This is a genomic window from Mycetohabitans rhizoxinica HKI 454, assembly GCF_000198775.1.
Taxonomy (GTDB): Bacteria; Pseudomonadota; Gammaproteobacteria; order Burkholderiales; family Burkholderiaceae; genus Mycetohabitans; species Mycetohabitans rhizoxinica.
Genome location: NC_014722.1, coordinates 2,594,172 through 2,614,231, shown reverse-complemented (window position 1 = coordinate 2,614,231; position 20,060 = coordinate 2,594,172). Strand labels below are relative to the sequence as shown.

Here is a 20,060-nt window from a genome sequence, read left to right as displayed (position 1 = left end):
TGACACTGCCCGGCATTGTGCGCGCGTCGCCGCACGGATTGTCCGCATCGTTCCCGTGATTTGCGCCGAGCACGCTTATTGCAGTGCACCATGGACCGCTTGGGAGTCATGGTGCACGGTGACCTGGTGCGCTCGATGCCGCGGTTTTGAAACGGCACGCCAGCGGCCGTGTTCAACGCGAATCCGTGCGCGTACTGGCTGCACGACAGCAAGTTTCTGCTCAGGGGCGATACGTTCCTGTACGAGGTATGGAATGACAGCGATGAGGGGCGCATCGTGCTGCTGCTCAATTTTTTTGCGCAGAGCAGGTGAATTCGCTCGTACCTGGGTGTTTCGTGGCAAATCCACCGCACAAGCGCTGTGCGGGCACCGATCTTCGCAAAAATCTTTTTGCGTTCCTGCGGAAAAATGGTGTATCGCCAGGTGCCTCGCGTCCCCCTCGGGTGGCGTGTTGCCCAGTATCAGCCGCGAGGCCTTCCTAGTACCCAAAATGACATAGGAGACAAATATGGGCGTCGATCGTCTTCCGTCCGCAGAGCAGGCTCCGCTCCTGTCCACCTACCAGTTGTCGGCCAATCTGCGTGCCACCAGCGGCCGCGTCTTTCTCACCGGGACGCAGGCGCTAGTGCGGCTTGCGTTGATGCAAAGCGCGCTGGATAAGGCGCGGGGGCTCAATACGGCAGGTTTCATCAGCGGCTATCGTGGCTCGCCGTTGGGCATGGTGGACCAGCAATTGTGGAAGGCGAAGCCCTATCTCGATGCGGGTGGCATCCGCTTCCTGCCGGCCGTCAACGAAGAACTCGGCGGCACCGCGGTACTGGGCACGCAGCGCGTGGAGGCCGACCCGCAGCGCACCGTCGACGGCGTGTTCGCGATGTGGTACGGCAAGGGCCCGGGCGTGGATCGCGCCGGCGATGCGCTCAAGCACGGCAATGCGTATGGCTCATCGCCGCGCGGCGGTGTGCTGGTGGTGGCCGGCGACGATCACGGCTGCGTGTCCTCGTCCATGCCGCACCAGAGTGAGTTTACGATGATCGCGTGGCAGATGCCGATCGTCAATCCGGCGAATGTCGCTGACATGCTCGAGTTCGGCTTGTACGGCTGGGCACTGTCGCGGTTTTCGGGAAACTGGGTCGGCTTCAAGGCGATTTCCGAGACGGTCGAATCGGGCTCGACCGTCAACCTGGACGCGTTGCGAGCCGAATGGCCTGCGCCGGCCGATTATGTCGGCCCGCCGCACGGGCTACACAACCGCTGGCCGGATCTGCCGAGCCTGGCCATCGAGGCGCGCATGGCGGCCAAGCTTGACGCGGTCAGACATTTTGCGCGTGTCAATAGCATCGACAAGTGGGTGGCGCGCAGTACGCATGCGAACGTGGGCATCGTCACGTGCGGCAAAGCACACTTGGATCTGATGGAAGCCTTGCGGCGGCTCGAGCTTACGGTGCAGGATCTGGACGCCGCGGGTGTTCGCATTTACAAAGTCGGCTTGTCGTTCCCGCTCGAGATGACCCGCATCGACGCCCTCGTCAATGGGCTGTCCGAAGTACTCGTGATCGAGGAAAAGGGACCGGTCGTCGAGCAGCAGATCAAGGAATACTTGTTCAACAGTCGCGCCGATGCGCGGCCCGTGGTGATCGGCAAGCACGATGCGCAGGGGCGGCCATTGCTGTCGGCGCTCGGCGAGTTGCGTCCGTCGCGTGTGCTGCCGGTATTGGCCGATTGGCTGGCACGCCACAAGCCGGCGCTGGACCGCCGCGAGCGGGTGGCCGAACTGGTCGCGCCGCAGACCCTGTCAAACGAGGCCGATGCGGTGCGCCGGCTGCCGTATTTTTGTTCCGGCTGTCCACATAATACGTCGACTCGTGTGCCGGAGGGGTCGATCGCGCAGGCGGGCATCGGCTGCCACTTCATGGCCTCGTGGATGCAGCGGGATACGATTGGGCTGATCCAGATGGGCGGTGAGGGGGTGGATTGGGTCTCGCACTCGATGTTCACGAAGACGCCGCACGTATTTCAGAATCTAGGCGATGGCACGTATTTCCATTCCGGCTTGCTGGCGATTCGCCAGGCGGTGGCGGCGCGCACGAATATCACGTACAAGATTCTGTACAACGATGCGGTCGCGATGACCGGCGGGCAACCCGTGGACGGCAGTATCTCCGTGCCGCAGATCGCGCGGCAGCTCGAGGCCGAGGGCATTGCGGCGCTCGTCGTGGTCAGCGATGAGCCGCAGAAATACCAGGGACATGAGGGGCTATTTCCGAGCGGCACCACGTTTCATCCTCGCGCGCAGCTCGATGAGGTGCAGCGTCGCCTGCGCGACACGCCCGGTGTCACCGTGTTGATCTACGACCAGACCTGTGCCGCCGAGAAGCGGCGGCGTCGTAAGAAGGGCCAGTTTCCTGATCCGGATCAGCGCCTGTTCATCAACGAGGCGGTGTGCGAGGGATGCGGTGATTGCGGCGTGCAGTCCAACTGCCTGTCCGTCGAGCCGCTGGAGACATCGTTGGGACGCAAGCGCCGCATCGAGCAATCATCGTGCAACAAGGACTACTCGTGTGTCAACGGCTTCTGCCCGAGCTTTGTGACCGTGCGTGGCGCAAAGCTGAAGCAGTCGGCCGGCGTCGCCTTTGACGTCGATGCACTATCCGCGGTGATGGCGCGGCTGCCGCTGCCGGCGACGCCATTGGGCGATGCACCGTATGACATCCTGGTGACCGGCGTGGGCGGCACGGGCGTGGTGACCGTGGGGGCGCTGATCTCGATGGCTGCGCACCTGGAGCGCAAAAGTGCATCAATGCTCAATTTCATGGGGTTTGCGCAAAAAGGTGGCGCGGTGTTGTCGTTCGTGCGGCTTGCCGCGACCGATGCGCTGTTGAACCAAGCGCGTATCGATACGCAGCAGGCCGACTTGCTGCTGGCTTGCGACATGGTCGTCGGCGCGGGCGCCGACGCACTGCAAACGGTCCGGCACGGCCGTACCCGCATCCTCGTCAACACCCATCCTATCCCAACCGCTTCATTTGTCGGCAATCCCGATGCGGACCTTCACGCGCCAGCGTTGCTTGATAAGATGCACCACGCAGCAGGTGACGGGCGACTCGAGACCTGCGATGCGCAGGCGCTCGCGCAACGGTTTCTTGGCGACACGATCGGCTCCAACATCCTGATGCTTGGTTATGCGTGGCAGCGTGGCCTCGTGCCGGTGTCACTCAATGCGCTGCTGCGTGCGATCGAGTTGAACAACGTCGCGGTCAGCGCGAACAAGTTGGCATTCTCGCTCGGTCGGGTGGCCGCCGAGGATGCGGCGGCGCTCGATGGGCTTCATGCGCCGCGTGCCGAGGCTCCGGCGCTACCGTTCTCGGTGACGCCCGATATGGCCACCGACGTGGACGCGGTGATCGCCGATCGCCGGGCTCGGCTGCTCGCCTATGGCGGGATGCGGTACGTCGCGCGCTTTGACGCGCTGCTCGACAAGGTGCGCGATGCGGAGCGGCGCCTGATGCCCGGCGGCGCGGCAGGCGGGCGCCGCAGCGAACCGTTGACGCGTGCGGTGGCGACGACCTTCTTCAAGCTGCTGGCCGTCAAAGACGAATACGAGGTCGCGCGCCTCTATAGCGACGGCACATTCCGGCAGGCGCTACAGGCGCAATTCGACGGTGTGGCGGGGCGCGATTTCCGTATCGAGTTCAACATGGCGCCTCCGGTACTCGCGCACGCGGCCCCCGGGCGGCGGCCGAAGAAGGTGCGCCTTGGTCAATGGATGTGGCCTGTGCTCGGTGTACTGGCTCGGCTCAAGGGGTTGCGTGGCACGCCGCTGGATCCGTTCGGCAGGACGCTGGAAAGGCGCATGGAGCGGCAACTCGCGTTGGACTATGCGTGCAGCATTGATGCGCTGCTTGACGTGCTTTCGCCCGATACGTTGTCCGACGCGATACAGCTGGTTGAAGTCATGCAGCAAGTGCGCGGCTATGGACCGGTCAAGCTCGCCAGCGTGGTGGCAGCCAAGGCCCGCGAGCGCGCGCTCGCGCGGCGGCTTGGCATTGAGCCGGCGACCGGCGTTGCGGTGCGGGCCGCGCTCGAGCAGGCACCCGCGACCGGCGCGTTGCGCGGCATACCGGTGGTGGCGCGCTGATCTGCCAGCCACGGGCGTGGCTGCTGGCCTAGTGGCGCGTCGCCCTGTTGGTCGGTGTCTGGTCGGTGTCGGTCGCGGGTGGGCCCGGGGCCGCCAGCATCCAGTATCGCGTCCACGCCGGCGCCCGGCGGCATTCAAACCGTCTTTGAGTACTGCATCGCGATGCTGGAGGTCTCCACGTAGCGGTCGAACGTCATGCAGATGTTGCGAATTAGCAGCCGGCCGCGCATCGGCACGACGATGCCCTCGTCGTCCACCGACACCAGCCCGTCGGCTTGCAGTGCACGCAAGCGCTCCAGTTCTTGCTCGAAATACGACGAAAAGCGTATGCCGTACGTCGCCTCGACCTGCGCGAAGCGCACGGAGAATGCACACATCAATTGCCCTATCACGTCCTGTCGCAGCTGGTCATCGGTGCTTAGCCGCCAGCCGCGAGAAAGCGGTAGCTCGCCGCGTCGCACCCGGGCCTCGTAGCGTTCAACATCCTTTTCGTTTTGCGCGTAGACATCGTTGATGCGGCCAATCGATGATGCGCCGATACCCAATACGTCGCAGTCAGCGTGGGTGCTGTAGCCTTGAAAATTGCGGTGCAGCGTGCCGTTGCGTTGCGCGATCGCCAGTTCGTCGTCCGGCCGGGCAAAATGATCCATCCCGATATAGACGTAGCCAGCGTCGCTGAGCCGTTCGATCACCAATTGCAGGATTGCCAGCCGCTGCGCGGGCGATGGCAGCGCGTTCGAATCGATCTGGCGCTGCATCTTGAACAGATGTGGCAGGTGGGAATAGGCGAACACCGACAGCCGGTCCGGCGCGAGGTCGATGATGGTGTCGAGCGTGCGTGCATAGCTCGCTACCGTCTGGTGTGGTAACCCATAGATCAGATCGACGCTGATCGACTTGTAGCCACTCTCGCGTGCCTGGCGGATCGCGTTGGCTGTCATCTCGCGTGGTTGGACCCGGTTGACTGCCTGCTGCACGAGCGGATCGACATCCTGTACGCCTAGGCTCAGACGATTGAAGCCCCGTTCGCGCAGTGCCGCGATCGTCGAATCGTCGATCGCGCGAGGGTCGATTTCGATGGAATACTCGACGTCATCCCAATCCGGTGTGAGCATGAAATGCTCGCCGATCGAGTTCATCAACTGCATGATCTGAAGCTGGCACAGAAACGTTGGGGTGCCGCCCCCCCAATGCAATTGGCGTATCCGCCGGCCTTGGCCGAACAGCGTCGATTGCAGCGCAAGCTCCTGGCCCAGCGCTTCGACGTAGCTGTCGGCGCGGCTGCGGTTTTTTGTGATGACCTTGTTGCAGCCGCAATAAAAGCAAACGGTGTCGCAAAATGGAATATGCACGTACAGCGATAAGTCCCCGCCGTGCGCATTGGACCGTTGGATGGCGCCCTGGTATGCATCGACGCCCAGCGATGAATTGAACAACGCTGCGCTCGGATAGGACGTGTAGCGGGGGCCGTCGAGCGCGTAGCGGCCAATCAACTCGGCATCGAACAGGTCGCGGGTGGTCGTCATGCAGGTGATGTCCTTGTGCGGTGCGCTGTGGCTGGCTCCGGAGCCGGGCAGAGGCAGCAAACTCCAATCCATATACGAGTATGCCAGTGCCAGCGGTTCGGCCCATTGACGGAAATCAAATTAGGCTAATCTCGGCATGGCAAGCCTTTATTCTGTGTCGACGGCCTGCCCTACTGGAACAAGCATTGCTATACAGGGGGCGCAGTAAGCGCTATGGTGTCTTCGGCTGCCCTACGCTTGGGGACTGGTTACAATGCGATTTTAGACCGGGGAAGGGGATGGAGATTCACCCTGCGAAATGGCTCGTGTTGGCGGTGTGCTTGGTGTCAGCGCTGGCAGTGATGGGGCGCGCGCGCGCCGATGAGTCGCTGTTGAATGTCTCATATGACGTTACGCGCGAACTCTATGAAGATATCAACGCAAGCTTCGTCGCCAGCTATGCGAAGAGCACCGGCAAATCCCTATCGATCCGGCAGTCGTACGGTGCGTCGACTTCCCAGGCGCTATCCGTGCTATACGGGCGGCAGGCCGATATCGTTATGATGAACCACCCAACGGATATCGATCTGCTCGCTCAGCGTGGGAAGCTTTTGCCTGAAAACTGGCGTACCCGGCTGCCAAATTTGAGCAGCCCTTATTCGACCACGGTGGTGTTCGTTGTGCGCAAGGGTAATCCGAAAAGAATTAGGGACTGGGACGACCTCGCACGGCCGGGTATTCAGGTCATTATTGTTAATCCCAAGACCTCGGGTAACGGCCGCTATACCTATTTGGCTGCGTGGGGCTACAAACTACAACGGGGAGGTGATGACGCTCAGGCGAAGAAATTTGTGAAAGCGATTGTGGCCGATACGCCGACGTTTGATACCGGAGGTCGAGGCGCAACGATGACGTTCACGCAGCATGGTATCGGCGACGTGCTCGTGACATTCGAGAATGAAGTGGCTTCTATCATAGGTGGTGAGGGGGGAGAGAACTATGAAGCGGTATATCCGTCGATAAGCTTGCTTGTGGAGCCGCCGGTTGCCCTAGTGGACAAAGTCGTCGATGAGCGCAACACGCGTAAGCAAGCCCAGGCGTACCTCGACTACCTATGGTCGCCTGAGGCGCAGCAAATCATTGCAAATCACAATTTGCGACCACGCGACGCGACGATATTGGCTATGCATTCAGCGAAGTTTCCCGGAAATTGAGACGTTTACTGTCGAACAGGTATTTGGTGGCTGGGCTAAAGCGGAGCAAACGCATTTTATTGACGGCGGAACGCTTGACGAAATAGTCCCGAAAAAGCGTCGATAGTGGCCGGAGCAACACGGCGCGCAGCATGAATTGCCGCGCGTCGTTCAAGCAGGCTGCGGCCGCCTCATGCGGCTGTAGCCAGTGCAAGCGTTACGCGATGTGCAGCCCCAGCCGGGCGAACAGCGCGCGGTCCTTGACCCGCAGCGGGTGGCCTGGCTCCATAAAGGGGTCTGCGTAGAGTACGGCGTTGGCGCCGGCGAAAAAGCATAGCGCTTGCAGCGCGTCGTTCATGTGCTCGCGTCCGGCCGACAGGCGGATGACGGCCGTGGGCATCGTCATGCGCGCGATGGCAATCGTGCGGACGAATTCAAACGGGTCGAGTGCCGTGGCATCGACCTGCGATGTGCCCTCCACGCGCATCAAACCGTTGATCGGCACCGACTCTGGGTAGGGCGCCATGTTTGCCAGTTGTGCGATCAAGCCGGCCCTATCGCGGCGCGACTCACCCAGCCCGATGATGCCGCCGCAACACACCGCGATGCCCGCATTGCGCACCCGCTCGAGCGTGTCCAGACGGTCCTGATAGGTGCGGGTCGAGATAATCTGCCCGTAGAACTCGGGCGAGGTGTCGAGATTGTGGTTGTAGTAGTCCAGGCCCGCATCGCGCAGTGCCTTGGCCTGCTCGTCGTCGAGCATGCCCAGCGTGGCGCAGGTCTCGAGCCCGAGCGCCTTGACGCCGCGGATCATCTCCAAGATCTTGTCCAGGTGCCGCGGCTTTAGATTGCGCCATGCGGCGCTTATGTAGAATCGGCTCGCGCCGCTTTCCTTGGCAGCGCGGGCCGCGCTGAGCACCTCGTGCAGCGACACGAGCGGTGCCGCCTTTAGTTCCGTGCCATGGTGAGCGGATGAGGGACAGCGGACGCAGTCTTCCTCGCACCCGGTGCTTCTGATCGACAGCAGCGTTGACAGCTCGATGGCGTTCGGGTCGAAGTGGTCGCGATGTGTTTGCTGCGCGCGCAACAGCAGGTCGCCCAGCGGCAATTCATACAAGGCAGCGATGTCGTAGGTGCTCCAGCGCATGGGGTGCTGGTCACGCGTGATATCGGTGGTAATGCTGTGTTCGACCTCCGCTGTACTGATGTCGGCCAGCGCGCGTGTATCCGAACCGCCTCGGGCAATGGACGCTGGCAGGCCGGTGTGGGCCGCGCTTGGGATCACAGTCATCGGTCTATCCCCGTTTTTGTCGAATCCGCTCGAATGTGCGCGGATTGATGCACATGGGCCAGTTTCCCACGGGGTACGTATCAGGCAGCGCCGGTTGTCGGATTCCGTAAGCAGATTTACCAACGGGGTATAGTTCTCCGCCAAGGCCTGGACTAGCGCGCGCGTAAGTGCCGAAGCCGCTCAAGCAATGCGTCGATATCGATGTACGCTGCCGCTTCGTCGGCGCGCTTGCCGTCTAGGCGCGGGATTGTACCGAGCAGCGGCGCGCTGTACTGCCGATTCAGGCGCTGTCGGACCGCCTCGACGTTTTCGGCGGCGAATGCCATGTCCGGAATTGGATGCATCGCGCAGCAGGTCTGCATCTTCGTTATGCCAGATCCCGCTGCGCAGTTGCGCGCCAGCGGCGATCGGCTTGAGGGCCACCGCGCGCAGGTCCCGCGCGCAAAAGCCGCGCAATAATGCACACGACACGAACGTCTTGCCGATTTCCGTGTCAGTGCCGGTGACGAATAGCGAAAGCGCTTTCATCGCAATGGCTCCTAAAATCCCGTGCCGTGGCACGGGTCTTGGTCAACGTCGGACGAGCCGCGCGTGGGCACGACGGCCGGGCTCACAGTATCACGCCGCCGGTAGCGGCCGGGCGGGGATCGTACTCGTGCCCGCCCAGCTCGGCGAGCACCGTCTCCAGTGTCGCGCGTAGCCGCGTGGCGAGCAGCATCTGTTCGTCATCGTTCAGTATATAAGGCGGCATCAGGTAGACGGTGGTGCCGATCGGGCGCAGCAGCAACTCGTTGGCGAGCGCGCATTCGAAGAAACGCCGCGAGAAGCGGCGGGCGGGCCCGGCCGGCAACGATACGTCGAACGCGAACAGCGTGCCGCACCGGCGCAAGTGTTGTACGTACGGATGCTCACGCAGTGGCTCGAGCAACGCGCCCAACGCGTCTGACCTCACACGGTTGCGCGCCAGTACGTCGTGTGCGTCGAACAATTCGAGCGTGGCCAGACCCGCACGGCAGGCGAGCGGGTTGCCGGTGTACGAGTGCGAGTGCAGGAAGCCGCGCGTGGTGTCGTCGTCGTAGAACGCCGCGTATATCGGATCGCGCGTGAGCACAATGGACAACGGCAGGTAGCCGCCACTGATGCCCTTGGACAGGCACAGGAAATCCGGCCATACGCGCGCCTGCTCGCAGGCGAAGAAGGTCCCGGTGCGTGCGCAGCCCACCGCAATCTCGTCGGCAATCCAATGTACGTGATATTCGTCGCACAGCGCGCGCAGTCCGGCCAGGTACGACGGATCGTGCATCGCGAAGCCGGTGGCGCACTGCACCAGCGGCTCGACGATCAACGCCGCGATCTGTTCGCCGCGCTCGACGAACAGCCGTTTGACATCGGCCAACGCGCGCGCTGCCACGTCCACCGCCTGCTCGCCGGCACGGGCTTGGCGCGCGTCCGGCGACGCGACCACGTGCGCGGTGCGGATCAAGGGATCGTACGCGTCCTTAAACAGCGCCACGTCGGTCATACTCAGTGCGCCGATTGTCTCGCCGTGATAGCTGTTGGCGACGCAGACGAACTCGCGTTTGCGACTGCGGCCGCTGTTGCGCCAGAAGTGGAAGCTCATTTTCAGCGCAATCTCCACGGCCGATGCCCCATCGGACGCGAAGAACGCATGGCCGAGCACGTGGCCGGTCAGGCTCGACAGGCGCTCGGCCAACTCGACCGCCGGCTCATGCGTGCAGCCGGCGAGCATCGCATGCTCGAGCGTGTCCAGTTGCGTCTTCAATGCGCCGTTGATATGCGGGTTGGCGTGACCGAACAGGTTGACCCACCACGAACTGATGGCATCGAGGTAGCGCTTGCCGTCGCGATCGTAGAGCCATGCCCCGGCGCCGCGCGCCACGGCGATCAATGGCAATTGCTCATGGTGCTTCATCTGCGTGCAGGGATGCCAGACCGCGCGCAGGCTGCGGGAAATCAGATCAGACGAATTGTTCTTCAAAGCTTACAGTGATACGAATTACCCGGCGCCAGTCAATGGCCCGACCAGACGACGACGTTGTCAACCGCGTACAGCTGGCATGGATCGCGGCTGTGTTTCTGGCAATTGTCCAGCGCGACCGAGACGGGATCGTCGCCCCCTTCGGCCCATGACCACGCACCGCTGTCGGACACCGCAAACGCGCGGCTCGGGTATTGTTTTAGAAAGGTCGCATAGCCCTCGCGGCCACTGCCGTTTAGGTATGGAACTGCATCGATCGCGTCGATCGAGGCATAGCCGGTCGGCTGCGCAGCAGGCGCGTCCTCGACGCGATAGCGCACGGCGGTGGGCATGCCGATCTGCGTAAGGAAGTGCTGGGTTTGCGGCCACCAGAGCGCAACCCCGTCGCGATCTCCGACGATCCGGTGTACATTGTCCTTGTACACGCCGAAATTCACAAGCTCTGCCTGCGCGTCACCGGCCACGTAAGCGCTGTACATCTGCGCCACCAGCTGTGGTGACCAGAATGCGTCGTTTTCGCCGTAGAACCACAGCGACGGAAGCCGCACTTTGCCGCCATACGTGGCGAACGCGTGCGTCAGATTGTGCTGCCAGCCGCTGCATGCGTCCTGGCGCAGCCCGCCGGCAAAGTTCAGCAGGCCGCGTACGCCGCGTTGTGGTTGCTGTCCATACGCGATCGTCGTCAGCCCACCGTGCGAAGCACCGGCCACGACGATATGCCGCGTGTCGATATACGGCTGCGTCGACATGTAGGCGATCGTGACCGCTACATCTTGCGCCTGGGCCAAGCCGTTGTCGGCGACATCGCAACCGTGCTCGACATAGGTGCCGCCCGATTGCGCGAAACCCTGCCGGTTCGGCGCCACGACCACGTAGCCGCGCCGCACGAACTCGCGGGCGAATGGCAGCGGCCGGCTGCGCGGCTGAGCACGCGGGTCACCGCGTTCCTTGCCATGATTGAACACGACCATCGGAAATGGTCCGTTGCCGTCGGGCTTGAAAATCGTGGTTTCGAGTGCCTGCCTGTCGCTGCCTGGGATCGGGATCGACACGACCTGCTCGTTTAGGTCGGCGGGCAGCGCTGGCAAGCCGGTATCGGCCATGGCCGCGCACGACTGCGTGCACGGCGGCCCTGTCATGCCGTCGCGGATGCCCGGGGCGGCAGCCGCACGCTGCAGCGTGGCCACGTTGGCGAGCGTATCGATCGGCTCGATCGCGCGGCTGGGAGGCAGGCTGGCCTGCTGCACGCCGGGCGCGATGCCACCGCTGGTCTGCGCGAGCGCGACGTGCACGCACGTGCTTGACAATATCAGCACTGATGCGCACGACATCACCCAGTATCGGATGGCGCCATACCGTGCCGAACACCGTGCCAACGAGAATGCCGGCCACCATGCCAGCTTGACAACAGACGTCACCACGCGCCGTGCGCGCGTTGCCGAATGCTTAAAGAGTCCCCAGTTCACTGACCACCTTTCGCTGCTGGTCCGGTTCTGCTGCATACGCGTCATTGCGCGCCTCTCAAGTTCCCGCGACGGATCGGATGCTGATTCGCCTACGATAGGTCAACCTCTGAACATCGCAGGTGCTCCGCACGGACGCCGCACGCCGGTGCAGGCGCACGCCCGAGGCCAGTATCGCCGCGCGCCGGCGTCACACAATCGCGGTAGGTGGCACGGGACCAGTGACGCGATATGAGGGCAGGATCGGTTGCATCGGCAAAGCTTCAAGCTTAAGCAATCAAAAAACGCCGGTGGTGATCAATCGAGCATGTCGCCGTCGACGTAGCGCCACCGTCCGTCGTCACCGCGGCAAAACCGACTCAGCTCGTGCAGCCGCTGTGCGCGCCCGCCGCCTGCGCCGGCGCTCCGGTAGCGTGCGATAAACTCGACCCGGCTGTGCGCATCGTCATCGATAACGTGTTGCTTGACCGTCAAGCCGAGCCAGTGGGTCGGCGTACCGGCGTCGCAGCCGAGATCCGGCGGACATGTGGACGGATCCCACGTCTGGCGCAAGTAGTCGAACGCGTGCAGCGTATAAGCGGTATAGCGCGAGCGCATCAACTCGAGCGCCGAGGGCGCCGCTTCGCCGCCTTCGATGAAGCGCGCGCAGCAGCGGCCATAACGTGCCGGGCGGCCTTGCTGCACTGCGCCGCAGGGGCAGGGCGCCTCGGGCGGCAAGTGCAGACGTGCCGTGTGCTGCGCGCGGGGCGTGTGCGGTGCGCCGTTCAAAATAGCTCGATCTCCATCGCGGTGGCTTCGCCGCCGCCGATGCACAGGCTTGCGACACCGTGCTTCAGGCCGCGCTGGCGCAACGCGCCGATCAGCGTCACGATGATGCGCGCACCCGAAGCACCAATCGGATGGCCCAGCACGCAGGCGCCGCCATGCACGTTGACCTTTTCGTAGGGTAAGCGGTGTTCCTTCATCGCGGCCATGGTGACGACCGCGAACATCGCGGCGCGCATGCCGGAACCGCACATCTTGTTGACCGTCGTGCAGCCGGTGGGCAGCGGCTGCCCTGCGCCTAAAGCCGCCTGGCGCGCCGGCGCCTGGCCAAGTCCGGCGGGTAGCACGCACCCCATCACCACCTCGTCCACTTGTGCGGGCTCCAGGTGCGCCCGCGTTGCAGCACGGCGTTGATCGCCGCCGCGCCAAACTGCGGGCAGGTCAGCGACACGACATCGCCCTGGAAGCCGGCCATCGGCGTACGGGCGACGCAGGCAATCACGATCGGATCGCGTTCGATGAAGTCGGTCATCAGGATGTCTTTTGGCTCAAATCGAGTGTTTCCTGGTTCGATTCAGCGCGTGACGCCGGCAGCTGGTTCGCCTTGGTGGACGTGGCCGACGGCTGCCGCCAGGCGCGCCGCATCGTCGGCGAGCACATCGTTTGGATGAGACGGCGCCGCCGCATCGGCTGGACGGTTGCGTTTCAGTGCATCCACGCACCGCGCATAGGTTGCGTCCAGCGCGCCCGGCTCGCAGATCGTCATGCCGAGGTTGCGCATCTTGCCGTCGTGCACGCCGTACACCCAGCCATGCACGGTGAGCGGCTGGCCTCGTTTCCACGCATCGCTCACGATCGTCGTGCGGCACACGTTGACCACCTGCTCGATCGTGTTGAGTTCGACGAGCCGGTGGTGCCGCGCCTGACCCAGCGGCCATTCGGCAAGCAGCGCCGCATGCTTGCCGTGCACGTCCTGAATGTGGTGCAGCCAGTTGTCGGCCAATCCGACGCGCGTGCCGAACAACGCGGCGCGCACGCCAGAGCAGCCATAGTGGCCAACCACCATGATGTGCTTGACCTTGAGCAACTCGACGGCGAACTGGATCACCGACAGACAGTTCAGGTCCGAGTGCACGACCACGTTGGCGATGTTCCGATGCACGAACACTTCACCGGGCGGCAAGCCGATGATTTGGTTGGCGGGCACGCGCGAGTCGGAGCAGCCGATCCACAGGTACTCCGGATTCTGTTGCTCGGCCAGTCTCGCGAAATACTGGGGGTCTTCACCGAGCTTGCGCTCGACCCACAGTCGGTTGTTCTCGAACAGATGGGCAAGCGGTTCGGATGCGGGGGAGGACGGTTTTTGTTCCATGGTCATCGTTTCGTTTGTTGATCGTGCTTCGTGCATTGCTCGTTGATCAGGTCTCATGCAACGGCGGCGCGCGGCGTGTGTTGACCAATGGCTTCGCGGCGCGTGTGGGCCGCCGCAAAGCATTTGGGGTAACGCACGCCAAATCGCTCATTGCGTTCATAGGGAAACGCGGCGCGCACGCGCGAGCACCGAGCAGGAACGTGCTGCAGGTCTGCGGGAAGATATCGTGCGGGCCGATCGCGTACCAGGGCTCGCCGACGTCCCGTCCTCATCATGACGCGGTGGCGGCACGCGGCGCACATTGCAGTCCGTCAGGTACTCGATCTCGTCGTAATTGTAAAAGACGACGCGACCGTGACGTGTCACGCTGAAGTTCTTATATAGCATGTCGCCAGGGAAAATGTCAGCCTTGATCAATTCCTTGATCGTATCGCCATATTCCTTGATGCCGTGATCGATTTGCTCGTCCGTGCTGTTCTGCAGATACAGGTTCAGCGGTGTCATCCGGCGCCCGATGTCCAGATGGCGGATCACCACGGTGTCACCCTCGTACTCGTTCATCGACGGCGCGTACGTCTCCAGTTCGTTGATTAGCGCATCGTCCAGCCGCGACAGCGGCAACGCGACTTCCGAATACTTGAGCGTGTCGGCCCTCTCGCCGACGATGTAGGCTGCCTGATTGCGGAAGAACAGCGACGACAGCACGTGGATCGGGAAGTTGAACGTCGCGTCGAACTCGCCAAACGTGCCGCGGATCGAGCGCATCACGCAGTCCACGTCGCGTGGCAGATCCTCGAGCAGCACATCGAACTGGACATTCGTGACGATGCGCTGCGCTCGCGCGCGCTTCTGTAACCCGTGCCAATTGCTGCGCTCGAACTGGCGTTTCGCGTTGATCGGGGCTTCGCGAAAGAACCGGTAATGACACGGTTGAAGCCCTTCAGGATCGTCTGCGCGAGGTCAAAACCGATCTGCGACAACAGCAGTTTCGGCAAATATTTCATCAATTTAGCGTCTTTTGCTGCGGTTCGGTTGCCATATCATGTCGCTGCGACGACTCAAGCAGCGCTCGCGCTTGCGCCTCGTACTGAGCCAGATCTTCAAGTGTCGCGTTCAGATCTTCAAATTGACGCTCCAGCACTTGCCGGTGCTCGGTCAGCGTGGTGAGAAAGGCCTGAAGTTGCGCGACCGTGTCGATCGGCGCTTCGTACAGGTCGAGCAGGGCGCGGATCTCGGACAGCGTGAAGCCGAGCCGCTTGCCACGCAACGTCAGCTTCAACCGCGTGCGGTCCCGCGCCGAGAATACGCGGCGCAGGCCGCTCGCGCCCTCGCGGCTCGGCGACAGCAGGCCCTGGTCCTCGTAGAAACGGATCGCCCGCGGCGTCACGTCGAATTCACGGGCTAATTCAGTAATGGTGTAGTGCGTCGGCATGTCGGCGGCAACATGGATACAATGCACGTTTACGTTATCGTCAACCTTGCCGAAACGCAACGACTGCAAACCCGATGGCTGGAACGCAACGACTGCAAGCTCGACTCCCATGAACACGCTCGAACATCAGCTGGACTACGTTTTCGCCGATACCCTACCGGCCGACGGCACTGTGCACGAAGTCGCGCCCGGCGTGCTGTGGGTCCGCATGCCGCTGCCTTTTAAACTCGACCACATCAACCTGTGGCTGCTGCGCGACCAATCCGGCGTGCAGCCCGGCTGGACGATCATCGATTCCGGGATTGCGAGCGACACGATCAAGGCCCATTGGGAGCGGATCTTCGACGATGTGCTGGGCGGCTTGCCGGTGCTGCGCGTGCTGGTCACCCACTTTCACCCGGACCATTTGGGCTTGGCGCACTGGCTGTGCGGCGGTGGCGAGTGCGGCCGCTGGCGTGCCCCGCTGTGGATGACGCTGGGCGAATACCTAATGGGCCGTCTATTGTCGTCGGCCAAGGATGGGGATTCAAACGCCGGCGGCGAGGCGGCGGCGCGGTTTTTCGCGAGCCATGGCCTGAACGATCCGCCGTCGGTCGAAAAGATCCGTGTACGCAAGGGGTATTACCATGCGCTGGTCCCGCAGGTGCCCGCGTCGTACGTGCGGATGCAGGAGGGGGATACGGTGACGATCGGCTCGCGGCGCTGGCGCGTCATCACCGGGTTTGGTCATTCGACCGAGCATTGCGCGCTATATTGCGACGCGGATCGCCTGTTGATTTCCGGGGATATGGTGTTGCCGCGGATTTCGACGAATGTATCGGTGTTTGAGATCGAGCCGGGCGGCAACCCGCTGGCGCAGTACTTGGGTTCGCTTGGTCGCTACCACGCATTGCCCGATGATACGCTCGTGTTGCCGTCGCACGGCAAGCCATTTCGTGGCTTGCACACGCGCATTGCGCAGTTGCGCGAGCATCACGCGGCGCGGCTGGATGAAGTGCGTGAAGCGTGCGCGCGGCAGCCGCACAGTGCAGCCGACATTGTGCCGCTGATGTTCAAGCGGCCGCTGGACCTGCATCAGATGACGTTCGCGATGGGTGAGGCGCTGGCCCATTTGCATTTGTTGTGGCATTCCGGCGAGCTTGAGCGCGTCGAGCACGACGGCGTGATTCGCTTTTCGTCATACGCTGATTAGTGTGCCGTCGACAAGCCGGGCTGTGTGCTCATCAGATCAGTTGGATACACGACGATGCTAGCGGGGCGACCATGCGGATCATAGGCATTGCGTTCAAATCGATTGTTCCCGGTCGTGCTAGCAGTGCTTTGCAACAAAAACCTGCTCCGCTGTTGCCTCTCTTCATTGTTCACTCTTGCGATAAAAAACCCACCAGCGGGCGGAAGCAAAATTTACCGCAAGGCCAGCGAGCGAGCCAGCCGCTACCCCAATGTAAGGTACAAAGACGCGCGGCGGCAGATTAAGAACCACCGCGCTGTACGCGGCGTAGTTTACGCACCCGCCGGCGAGCATCGCGGTGAGGTACCGCCACCATTCGCGCCACACGGATTCGTATTGCTTGCCCGAGAACGTGAATTGCCGGTTCAATTGCCAGGTGACCCAGACGGCCACGAGAAACGACACCGCGCGTCCAGCGAAGTAGCCAAGCCCGATCCACAGCATGAGCCATAGCAGGCCGGCGTCGACAATGAACCCCGCTATACCGGCGATCGCGAAACGAAAGAATTGCGAACGCACGTTAGCCTTGTTTTGCCGCAGGCCGTGGTGCATCCACCGACAAGTATGCAAACCGCTTTGCCTCGATGCGCCCGCGCGTCACGGTGTCCAGTATGATGCCGCAGGCTAGCAGGATCGCGCCAAGCAGCATCAATGCCGTGCACAGCACAGCGGTTGGCAACCGAGGTACAAATCCGGTATGCAATCCTTGCGGTCGCACGCCATATGCGGTCGGAATCTCAGCGACGGGCATGCGCCGGATCACATTCCCCTTGCCCCGGTAAGGCACCGTGCGTACCTGTGCGCCGGCTGCTTGTGCGTGCGGCAGAGTATCGTCGTTCGAATCGTTGTCGAATACGTAGATCTCAGCATGCGGCAACGCGCGTCTAAAGTCTCGCACGACTGTGTCGATTGTGGCTGCTTCGTTATAACAGGGCACCAGCACCGCGCCGCGCCGGTTCGCGAACGATGCGTCAGCTGGCGAGATGGCTTTTTGTATGTCTGCCGACTGCGCGCGGGGAAAATGATGCATATTCTGCCAACTTTTTCGAAAGGCAATTATAAGACTTACAAAGTTGGCCGTGCCAGCGTGTTTTATCCGAGGCTGCCAACTTTTGCCTAGTCGACCGTCACACCTGAGTATTCTTGCCGGCCGAATGGGCTGACGTGGTAACCCCGGATATTACTGCGCGTGATTGCGGCCGCGCTCGGATAGACAAGCGGAATCCACAGGGCTTTGTCATGAATGATCTTTTGCGCGGCCGTGTACGCTTTTGCTCGGGTAGTTTGGTCAGCCGTGGTCCTACCGTCGGCGAGCAACTTATCGAGCTGTGGGTCGCAGTAGCGCGCGAAGTTGATGCCTGATTTCACCGAAGCGCATGAGAACTGCGGCGTCAGGAAGTTGTCTGGATCACCGTTGTCGCCGGACCAGCCCATGAAAAGCAGGTCATGCTGTCCTTGCTTAGCATCCTTGATCAGTTGTCCCCATTCGATGACCTTGACCTGCGCCTTCACGCCGATCCGGGCGAGGTCCGCTTGCAACAGTTCCGCGCCAGCCTTCGGATTAGGATTCAACACGCTGCCGCTTGGCCGTACCCAAATCGACGTCTCGAAGCCGTTTGGATAACCGGCGTCGGCCAGCAGCTTTTTTGCCTGTTCGATGTTGTACGGGTACGGTTTGACCGCCTTGTTATAGCTCCATGTATTCGGCGGGTACGGATTGACAGCTGCCACTGCAGTGTTGCCGAACACCGTCTTAATGTACGTCTGTCGGTCGAACGCGATGTTTAATGCTTGCCGGACCTTGTCATTGTCCAGCGGCTTATGCTGCGTGTTCAATGCGACAAACGCGGTCATGAACGCCGGTGTTTGCACGACCTTCAGCGACTTGTCGCTCTTGGCTGCCAGTACATCCTGCGGCTTGGGCGACAGCGCAATCTGGCATTCGCCTGACTTGATCTTTTGCGCACGTACTGCTGCATCGGGCGTGATTGCGTAAATCAGCCGGTCGATTTTCGGTTTACGGCCCCAATAGGTTGGATTGACGTCGTAGCGGATCACCGCATCCTTTGTGTAACTTTTCAGCACGAACGGACCGGTGCCAACCGGCTTCGCATTGATGTCGGCTTGTCTGCCCGCCTTTTCCAACTGGCTCGCGTACTCTGCCGAGTAGATTGACGCGAACGGCATCGTCAAGATCGACACAAACGCCGCGTTGGGCTCGGACAGTTCGAACTTCACCGTCAAGTCGTCCACTTTAGTGACCGATTTGATCAGCTTCGGCAGGTTCATCGACTGCGCATGCGGAAAGCCGCCGTTGCCTGCGATCTTGTGCCACGGATGACTCGGATCGAGCATCCGGTTGAACGTGAACAACACGTCGTCGGCGTTCAGTGCGCGGGACGGCTTGAATTCTTCCGTAGTCTGAAACGATACGTTGGGGCGCAGGTGGAACGTGACGGCGAGCCCGTCCGGGCTGACCTCCCATCGTTCGGCGAGCGACGGCGCGAGCTTGTCGGCCGCCTCGTCGTAGCGCACCAATTGATTGAAGACAACGTCGCCAGATGCGTTGGAGGTGGTCAGCGAGTTGTACTGCACGACGTCGAAGCCGTCCGGACTGGCCTCAGTGCACACGGTCAACGGCTTAGCCTGCAGCCAGGCGGGCGCGCTTAGCAGCATGGTTGCCGCGCCGAGCCACGCGGCTGCGCCGCGTGGTCCACGGGGCACGCTAACGGGGTGTTTCACACGCATACGATCTCCCAAAGCTTGTTCTTCATGGTTTCTGAGGGTGGCCTCAACTGCCCGGTGGCGGGGCCGAATCCGGCTATTCTGATACGTTTTTCGCCACCGTGCTGTCTGTCGCGTCGCTTTATCGCGTGGCGCGGGGCTTGCGCGGCGCCCGCTCGAACGCAAAATCGTAAAGCCAGCGCGGCAGCACGTGTAGCAGCGCGGCAGCCACGCGCATCGGTCGCGGGAAGATGGCGAAGCGCTTCTTGGCGGCGATGGCCGCCGCCGCGTTAGCGGCGAACCGGTCGGGATCCATCAAAAACGGCATCGAGTAGGGATTACCGTCGGTCATCGGCGTGCGGATGTAGCCGGGTGCGATCGTGACGACTGCCACGCCGGCGGGGCGCATCTCGACCCGCAGCGCCTCCAGGTATTTCAGCGCGGCTGCCTTGGACGCGCTGTAGGCGCCTGCGCCTGGCAGGCCGCGCACGCCCGCCACGCTGGCAATGCCCACCAGCGTACCGTGCCGGGCGCAGACCATCGCGGCGGCGAAGGGTTCGAAGGTCGCGACCATGCCGAAGTAGTTGGTGTCCATGATCGCGCGGAACGCCGGCAGGTCGCCGTGGCCGGTGACTGCGCCGGCGCTGATGCCGGCGTTCGCGATCACAATATCCGGCAGGCCGTAGTGGTCGATGAACTGCTGTGCCGCGAGCGCCAGCGCGGCAGCATCGCGCACGTCTGCCACATGGATCGACACGCTCGCCTGCGGGAAGCGGCTGCGGCACGACTCGGCAAAGTCGGTCAAGACCTCGCCACGGCGTGCGACCAGCCCCAGGCTTGCCCCCGCTCGCGCGTAGTAGCGTGCAAACGCGAGACCGATGCCGCTCGACGCACCGGTGATGAAGACCTTCAATGGCGCGGCTTCGCTCATCGCGTCATGGCATGGC

The 20,060-nt window shown here is 62.4% G+C and carries 15 protein-coding genes and 4 pseudogenes; 4 read left to right on the top strand and 15 right to left on the bottom strand.

What is annotated here, in order from left to right; genetic code table 11:
* Positions 1-168: 168 nt before the first annotated feature.
* Together RBRH_RS19110 and RBRH_RS11555 are read left to right on the top strand one after the other, a co-directional pair.
* Positions 169-312 carry a lipid A-myristate beta-hydroxylase gene (locus tag RBRH_RS19110; RefSeq protein ID WP_013436477.1) on the top strand — a complete coding sequence of 48 codons (144 nt, stop codon included), beginning with the start codon at positions 169-171 and terminating at the stop codon, positions 310-312.
* A 196-nt stretch (positions 313-508) separates the two neighbouring features.
* Positions 509-4,138, top strand: a complete 3,630-nt coding sequence (locus RBRH_RS11555; RefSeq protein WP_013436476.1) for an indolepyruvate ferredoxin oxidoreductase family protein — start codon at positions 509-511, stop codon at positions 4,136-4,138.
* A gap of 134 nt (positions 4,139-4,272) precedes the next feature.
* On the opposite strand, the gene hemN is transcribed toward RBRH_RS11555, so the two are convergent.
* Positions 4,273-5,664 carry an oxygen-independent coproporphyrinogen III oxidase gene (gene hemN / locus RBRH_RS11550; RefSeq protein WP_041754558.1) on the bottom strand — a complete coding sequence of 464 codons (1,392 nt, stop codon included), beginning with the start codon at positions 5,662-5,664 and terminating at the stop codon, positions 4,273-4,275.
* A 278-nt stretch (positions 5,665-5,942) separates the two neighbouring features.
* Between hemN and RBRH_RS11545 the strand changes: the two are divergent.
* Positions 5,943-6,963, top strand: a pseudogene (locus RBRH_RS11545) (sulfate ABC transporter substrate-binding protein).
* 90 nt (positions 6,964-7,053) lie between these two features.
* On the opposite strand, the gene bioB reads toward RBRH_RS11545, so the two are convergent.
* The 10 genes and pseudogenes from bioB to RBRH_RS11505 form a co-directional block, all read right to left on the bottom strand.
* A complete protein-coding gene (gene bioB, locus RBRH_RS11540) occupies positions 7,054-7,983 on the bottom strand; it encodes a biotin synthase BioB (protein ID WP_232509373.1) in 930 nt (309 codons plus the stop codon).
* A 296-nt stretch (positions 7,984-8,279) separates the two neighbouring features.
* On the bottom strand, positions 8,280-8,489 hold the full coding sequence (locus tag RBRH_RS21115; protein WP_332415419.1) for a hypothetical protein: 210 nt from the start codon (positions 8,487-8,489) through the stop codon (positions 8,280-8,282).
* Positions 8,461-8,655: pseudogene (bioD, locus tag RBRH_RS21110) on the bottom strand (ATP-dependent dethiobiotin synthetase BioD); the annotation flags it as partial. The gene RBRH_RS21115 and the pseudogene bioD, both read right to left, overlap by 29 nt.
* An 82-nt stretch (positions 8,656-8,737) precedes the next feature.
* A complete protein-coding gene (gene bioA, locus RBRH_RS11535) occupies positions 8,738-10,126 on the bottom strand; it encodes an adenosylmethionine--8-amino-7-oxononanoate transaminase (RefSeq protein WP_013436471.1) in 1,389 nt (462 codons plus the stop codon).
* Positions 10,127-10,158: 32 nt separating this feature from the next.
* Positions 10,159-11,637, bottom strand: a complete 1,479-nt coding sequence (locus RBRH_RS11530; RefSeq protein ID WP_013436470.1) for a dienelactone hydrolase family protein — start codon at positions 11,635-11,637, stop codon at positions 10,159-10,161.
* 249 nt (positions 11,638-11,886) lie between these two features.
* The gene (locus RBRH_RS11525) at positions 11,887-12,312 is read right to left on the bottom strand and encodes a YchJ family metal-binding protein (protein WP_049786492.1); all 426 of its coding nucleotides are present in this window, start codon (positions 12,310-12,312) and stop codon (positions 11,887-11,889) included.
* A 41-nt stretch (positions 12,313-12,353) separates the two neighbouring features.
* Positions 12,354-12,886 (bottom strand): annotated as a pseudogene (locus RBRH_RS11520) (thiolase family protein).
* 42 nt (positions 12,887-12,928) lie between these two features.
* Positions 12,929-13,726 (bottom strand): carbonate dehydratase, encoded by a 798-nt coding sequence (gene can, locus RBRH_RS11515; protein ID WP_157864440.1) that lies wholly within the window; start codon positions 13,724-13,726, stop codon positions 12,929-12,931.
* Between the two features lie 53 nt (positions 13,727-13,779).
* Positions 13,780-14,569: pseudogene (locus tag RBRH_RS11510) on the bottom strand (isocitrate dehydrogenase kinase/phosphatase AceK regulatory subunit); the annotation flags it as partial.
* A gap of 160 nt (positions 14,570-14,729) precedes the next feature.
* Positions 14,730-15,158 carry a MerR family transcriptional regulator gene (locus tag RBRH_RS11505; RefSeq protein WP_049786491.1) on the bottom strand — a complete coding sequence of 143 codons (429 nt, stop codon included), beginning with the start codon at positions 15,156-15,158 and terminating at the stop codon, positions 14,730-14,732.
* Between the two features lie 109 nt (positions 15,159-15,267).
* On the opposite strand from RBRH_RS11505, the gene RBRH_RS11500 reads away from it, so the two are divergent.
* The gene (locus tag RBRH_RS11500) at positions 15,268-16,350 is read left to right on the top strand and encodes an MBL fold metallo-hydrolase (RefSeq protein ID WP_041753895.1); all 1,083 of its coding nucleotides are present in this window, start codon (positions 15,268-15,270) and stop codon (positions 16,348-16,350) included.
* Between the two features lie 162 nt (positions 16,351-16,512).
* Here RBRH_RS11500 and RBRH_RS11495 read toward each other — a convergent pair whose 3' ends face one another.
* The 4 genes from RBRH_RS11495 to RBRH_RS11480 form a co-directional block, all read right to left on the bottom strand.
* On the bottom strand, positions 16,513-16,908 hold the full coding sequence (locus tag RBRH_RS11495; protein ID WP_041754549.1) for a GtrA family protein: 396 nt from the start codon (positions 16,906-16,908) through the stop codon (positions 16,513-16,515).
* Between the two features lies 1 nt (position 16,909).
* The gene (locus RBRH_RS11490) at positions 16,910-17,419 is read right to left on the bottom strand and encodes a glycosyltransferase (protein WP_013436460.1); all 510 of its coding nucleotides are present in this window, start codon (positions 17,417-17,419) and stop codon (positions 16,910-16,912) included.
* An 86-nt stretch (positions 17,420-17,505) separates the two neighbouring features.
* On the bottom strand, positions 17,506-19,065 hold the full coding sequence (locus tag RBRH_RS11485; protein WP_041754547.1) for an ABC transporter substrate-binding protein: 1,560 nt from the start codon (positions 19,063-19,065) through the stop codon (positions 17,506-17,508).
* 190 nt (positions 19,066-19,255) lie between these two features.
* Entirely contained in the window at positions 19,256-20,044 is a 789-nt protein-coding gene (locus tag RBRH_RS11480; protein ID WP_041754546.1) for an SDR family oxidoreductase, read from the bottom strand.
* Between the last annotated feature and the right edge of the window lie 16 nt (positions 20,045-20,060).

Bases quoted from the DNA above. Each gene is read 5' to 3' on its own strand.
- can (WP_157864440.1), bottom strand. From the start codon at position 13,726: ATGGAACAAAAACCGTCCTCCCCCGCATCCGAACCGCTTGCCCATCTG.
- hemN (WP_041754558.1), bottom strand. From the start codon at position 5,664: ATGACGACCACCCGCGACCTGTTCGATGCCGAGTTGATTGGCCGCTAC.
- RBRH_RS11480 (WP_041754546.1), bottom strand. From the start codon at position 20,044: ATGAGCGAAGCCGCGCCATTGAAGGTCTTCATCACCGGTGCGTCGAGC.
- RBRH_RS11505 (WP_049786491.1), bottom strand. From the start codon at position 15,158: ATGCCGACGCACTACACCATTACTGAATTAGCCCGTGAATTCGACGTG.
- RBRH_RS11555 (WP_013436476.1), top strand. From the start codon at position 509: ATGGGCGTCGATCGTCTTCCGTCCGCAGAGCAGGCTCCGCTCCTGTCC.
- RBRH_RS11485 (WP_041754547.1), bottom strand. From the start codon at position 19,065: ATGCTGCTAAGCGCGCCCGCCTGGCTGCAGGCTAAGCCGTTGACCGTG.
- RBRH_RS11490 (WP_013436460.1), bottom strand. From the start codon at position 17,419: ATGCATCATTTTCCCCGCGCGCAGTCGGCAGACATACAAAAAGCCATC.
- RBRH_RS21115 (WP_332415419.1), bottom strand. From the start codon at position 8,489: ATGCAGACCTGCTGCGCGATGCATCCAATTCCGGACATGGCATTCGCC.
- RBRH_RS11530 (WP_013436470.1), bottom strand. From the start codon at position 11,637: ATGACGCGTATGCAGCAGAACCGGACCAGCAGCGAAAGGTGGTCAGTG.
- bioB (WP_232509373.1), bottom strand. From the start codon at position 7,983: ATGCGCTGGAGCACCTACGACATCGCTGCCTTGTATGAATTGCCGCTG.
- RBRH_RS11500 (WP_041753895.1), top strand. From the start codon at position 15,268: ATGAACACGCTCGAACATCAGCTGGACTACGTTTTCGCCGATACCCTA.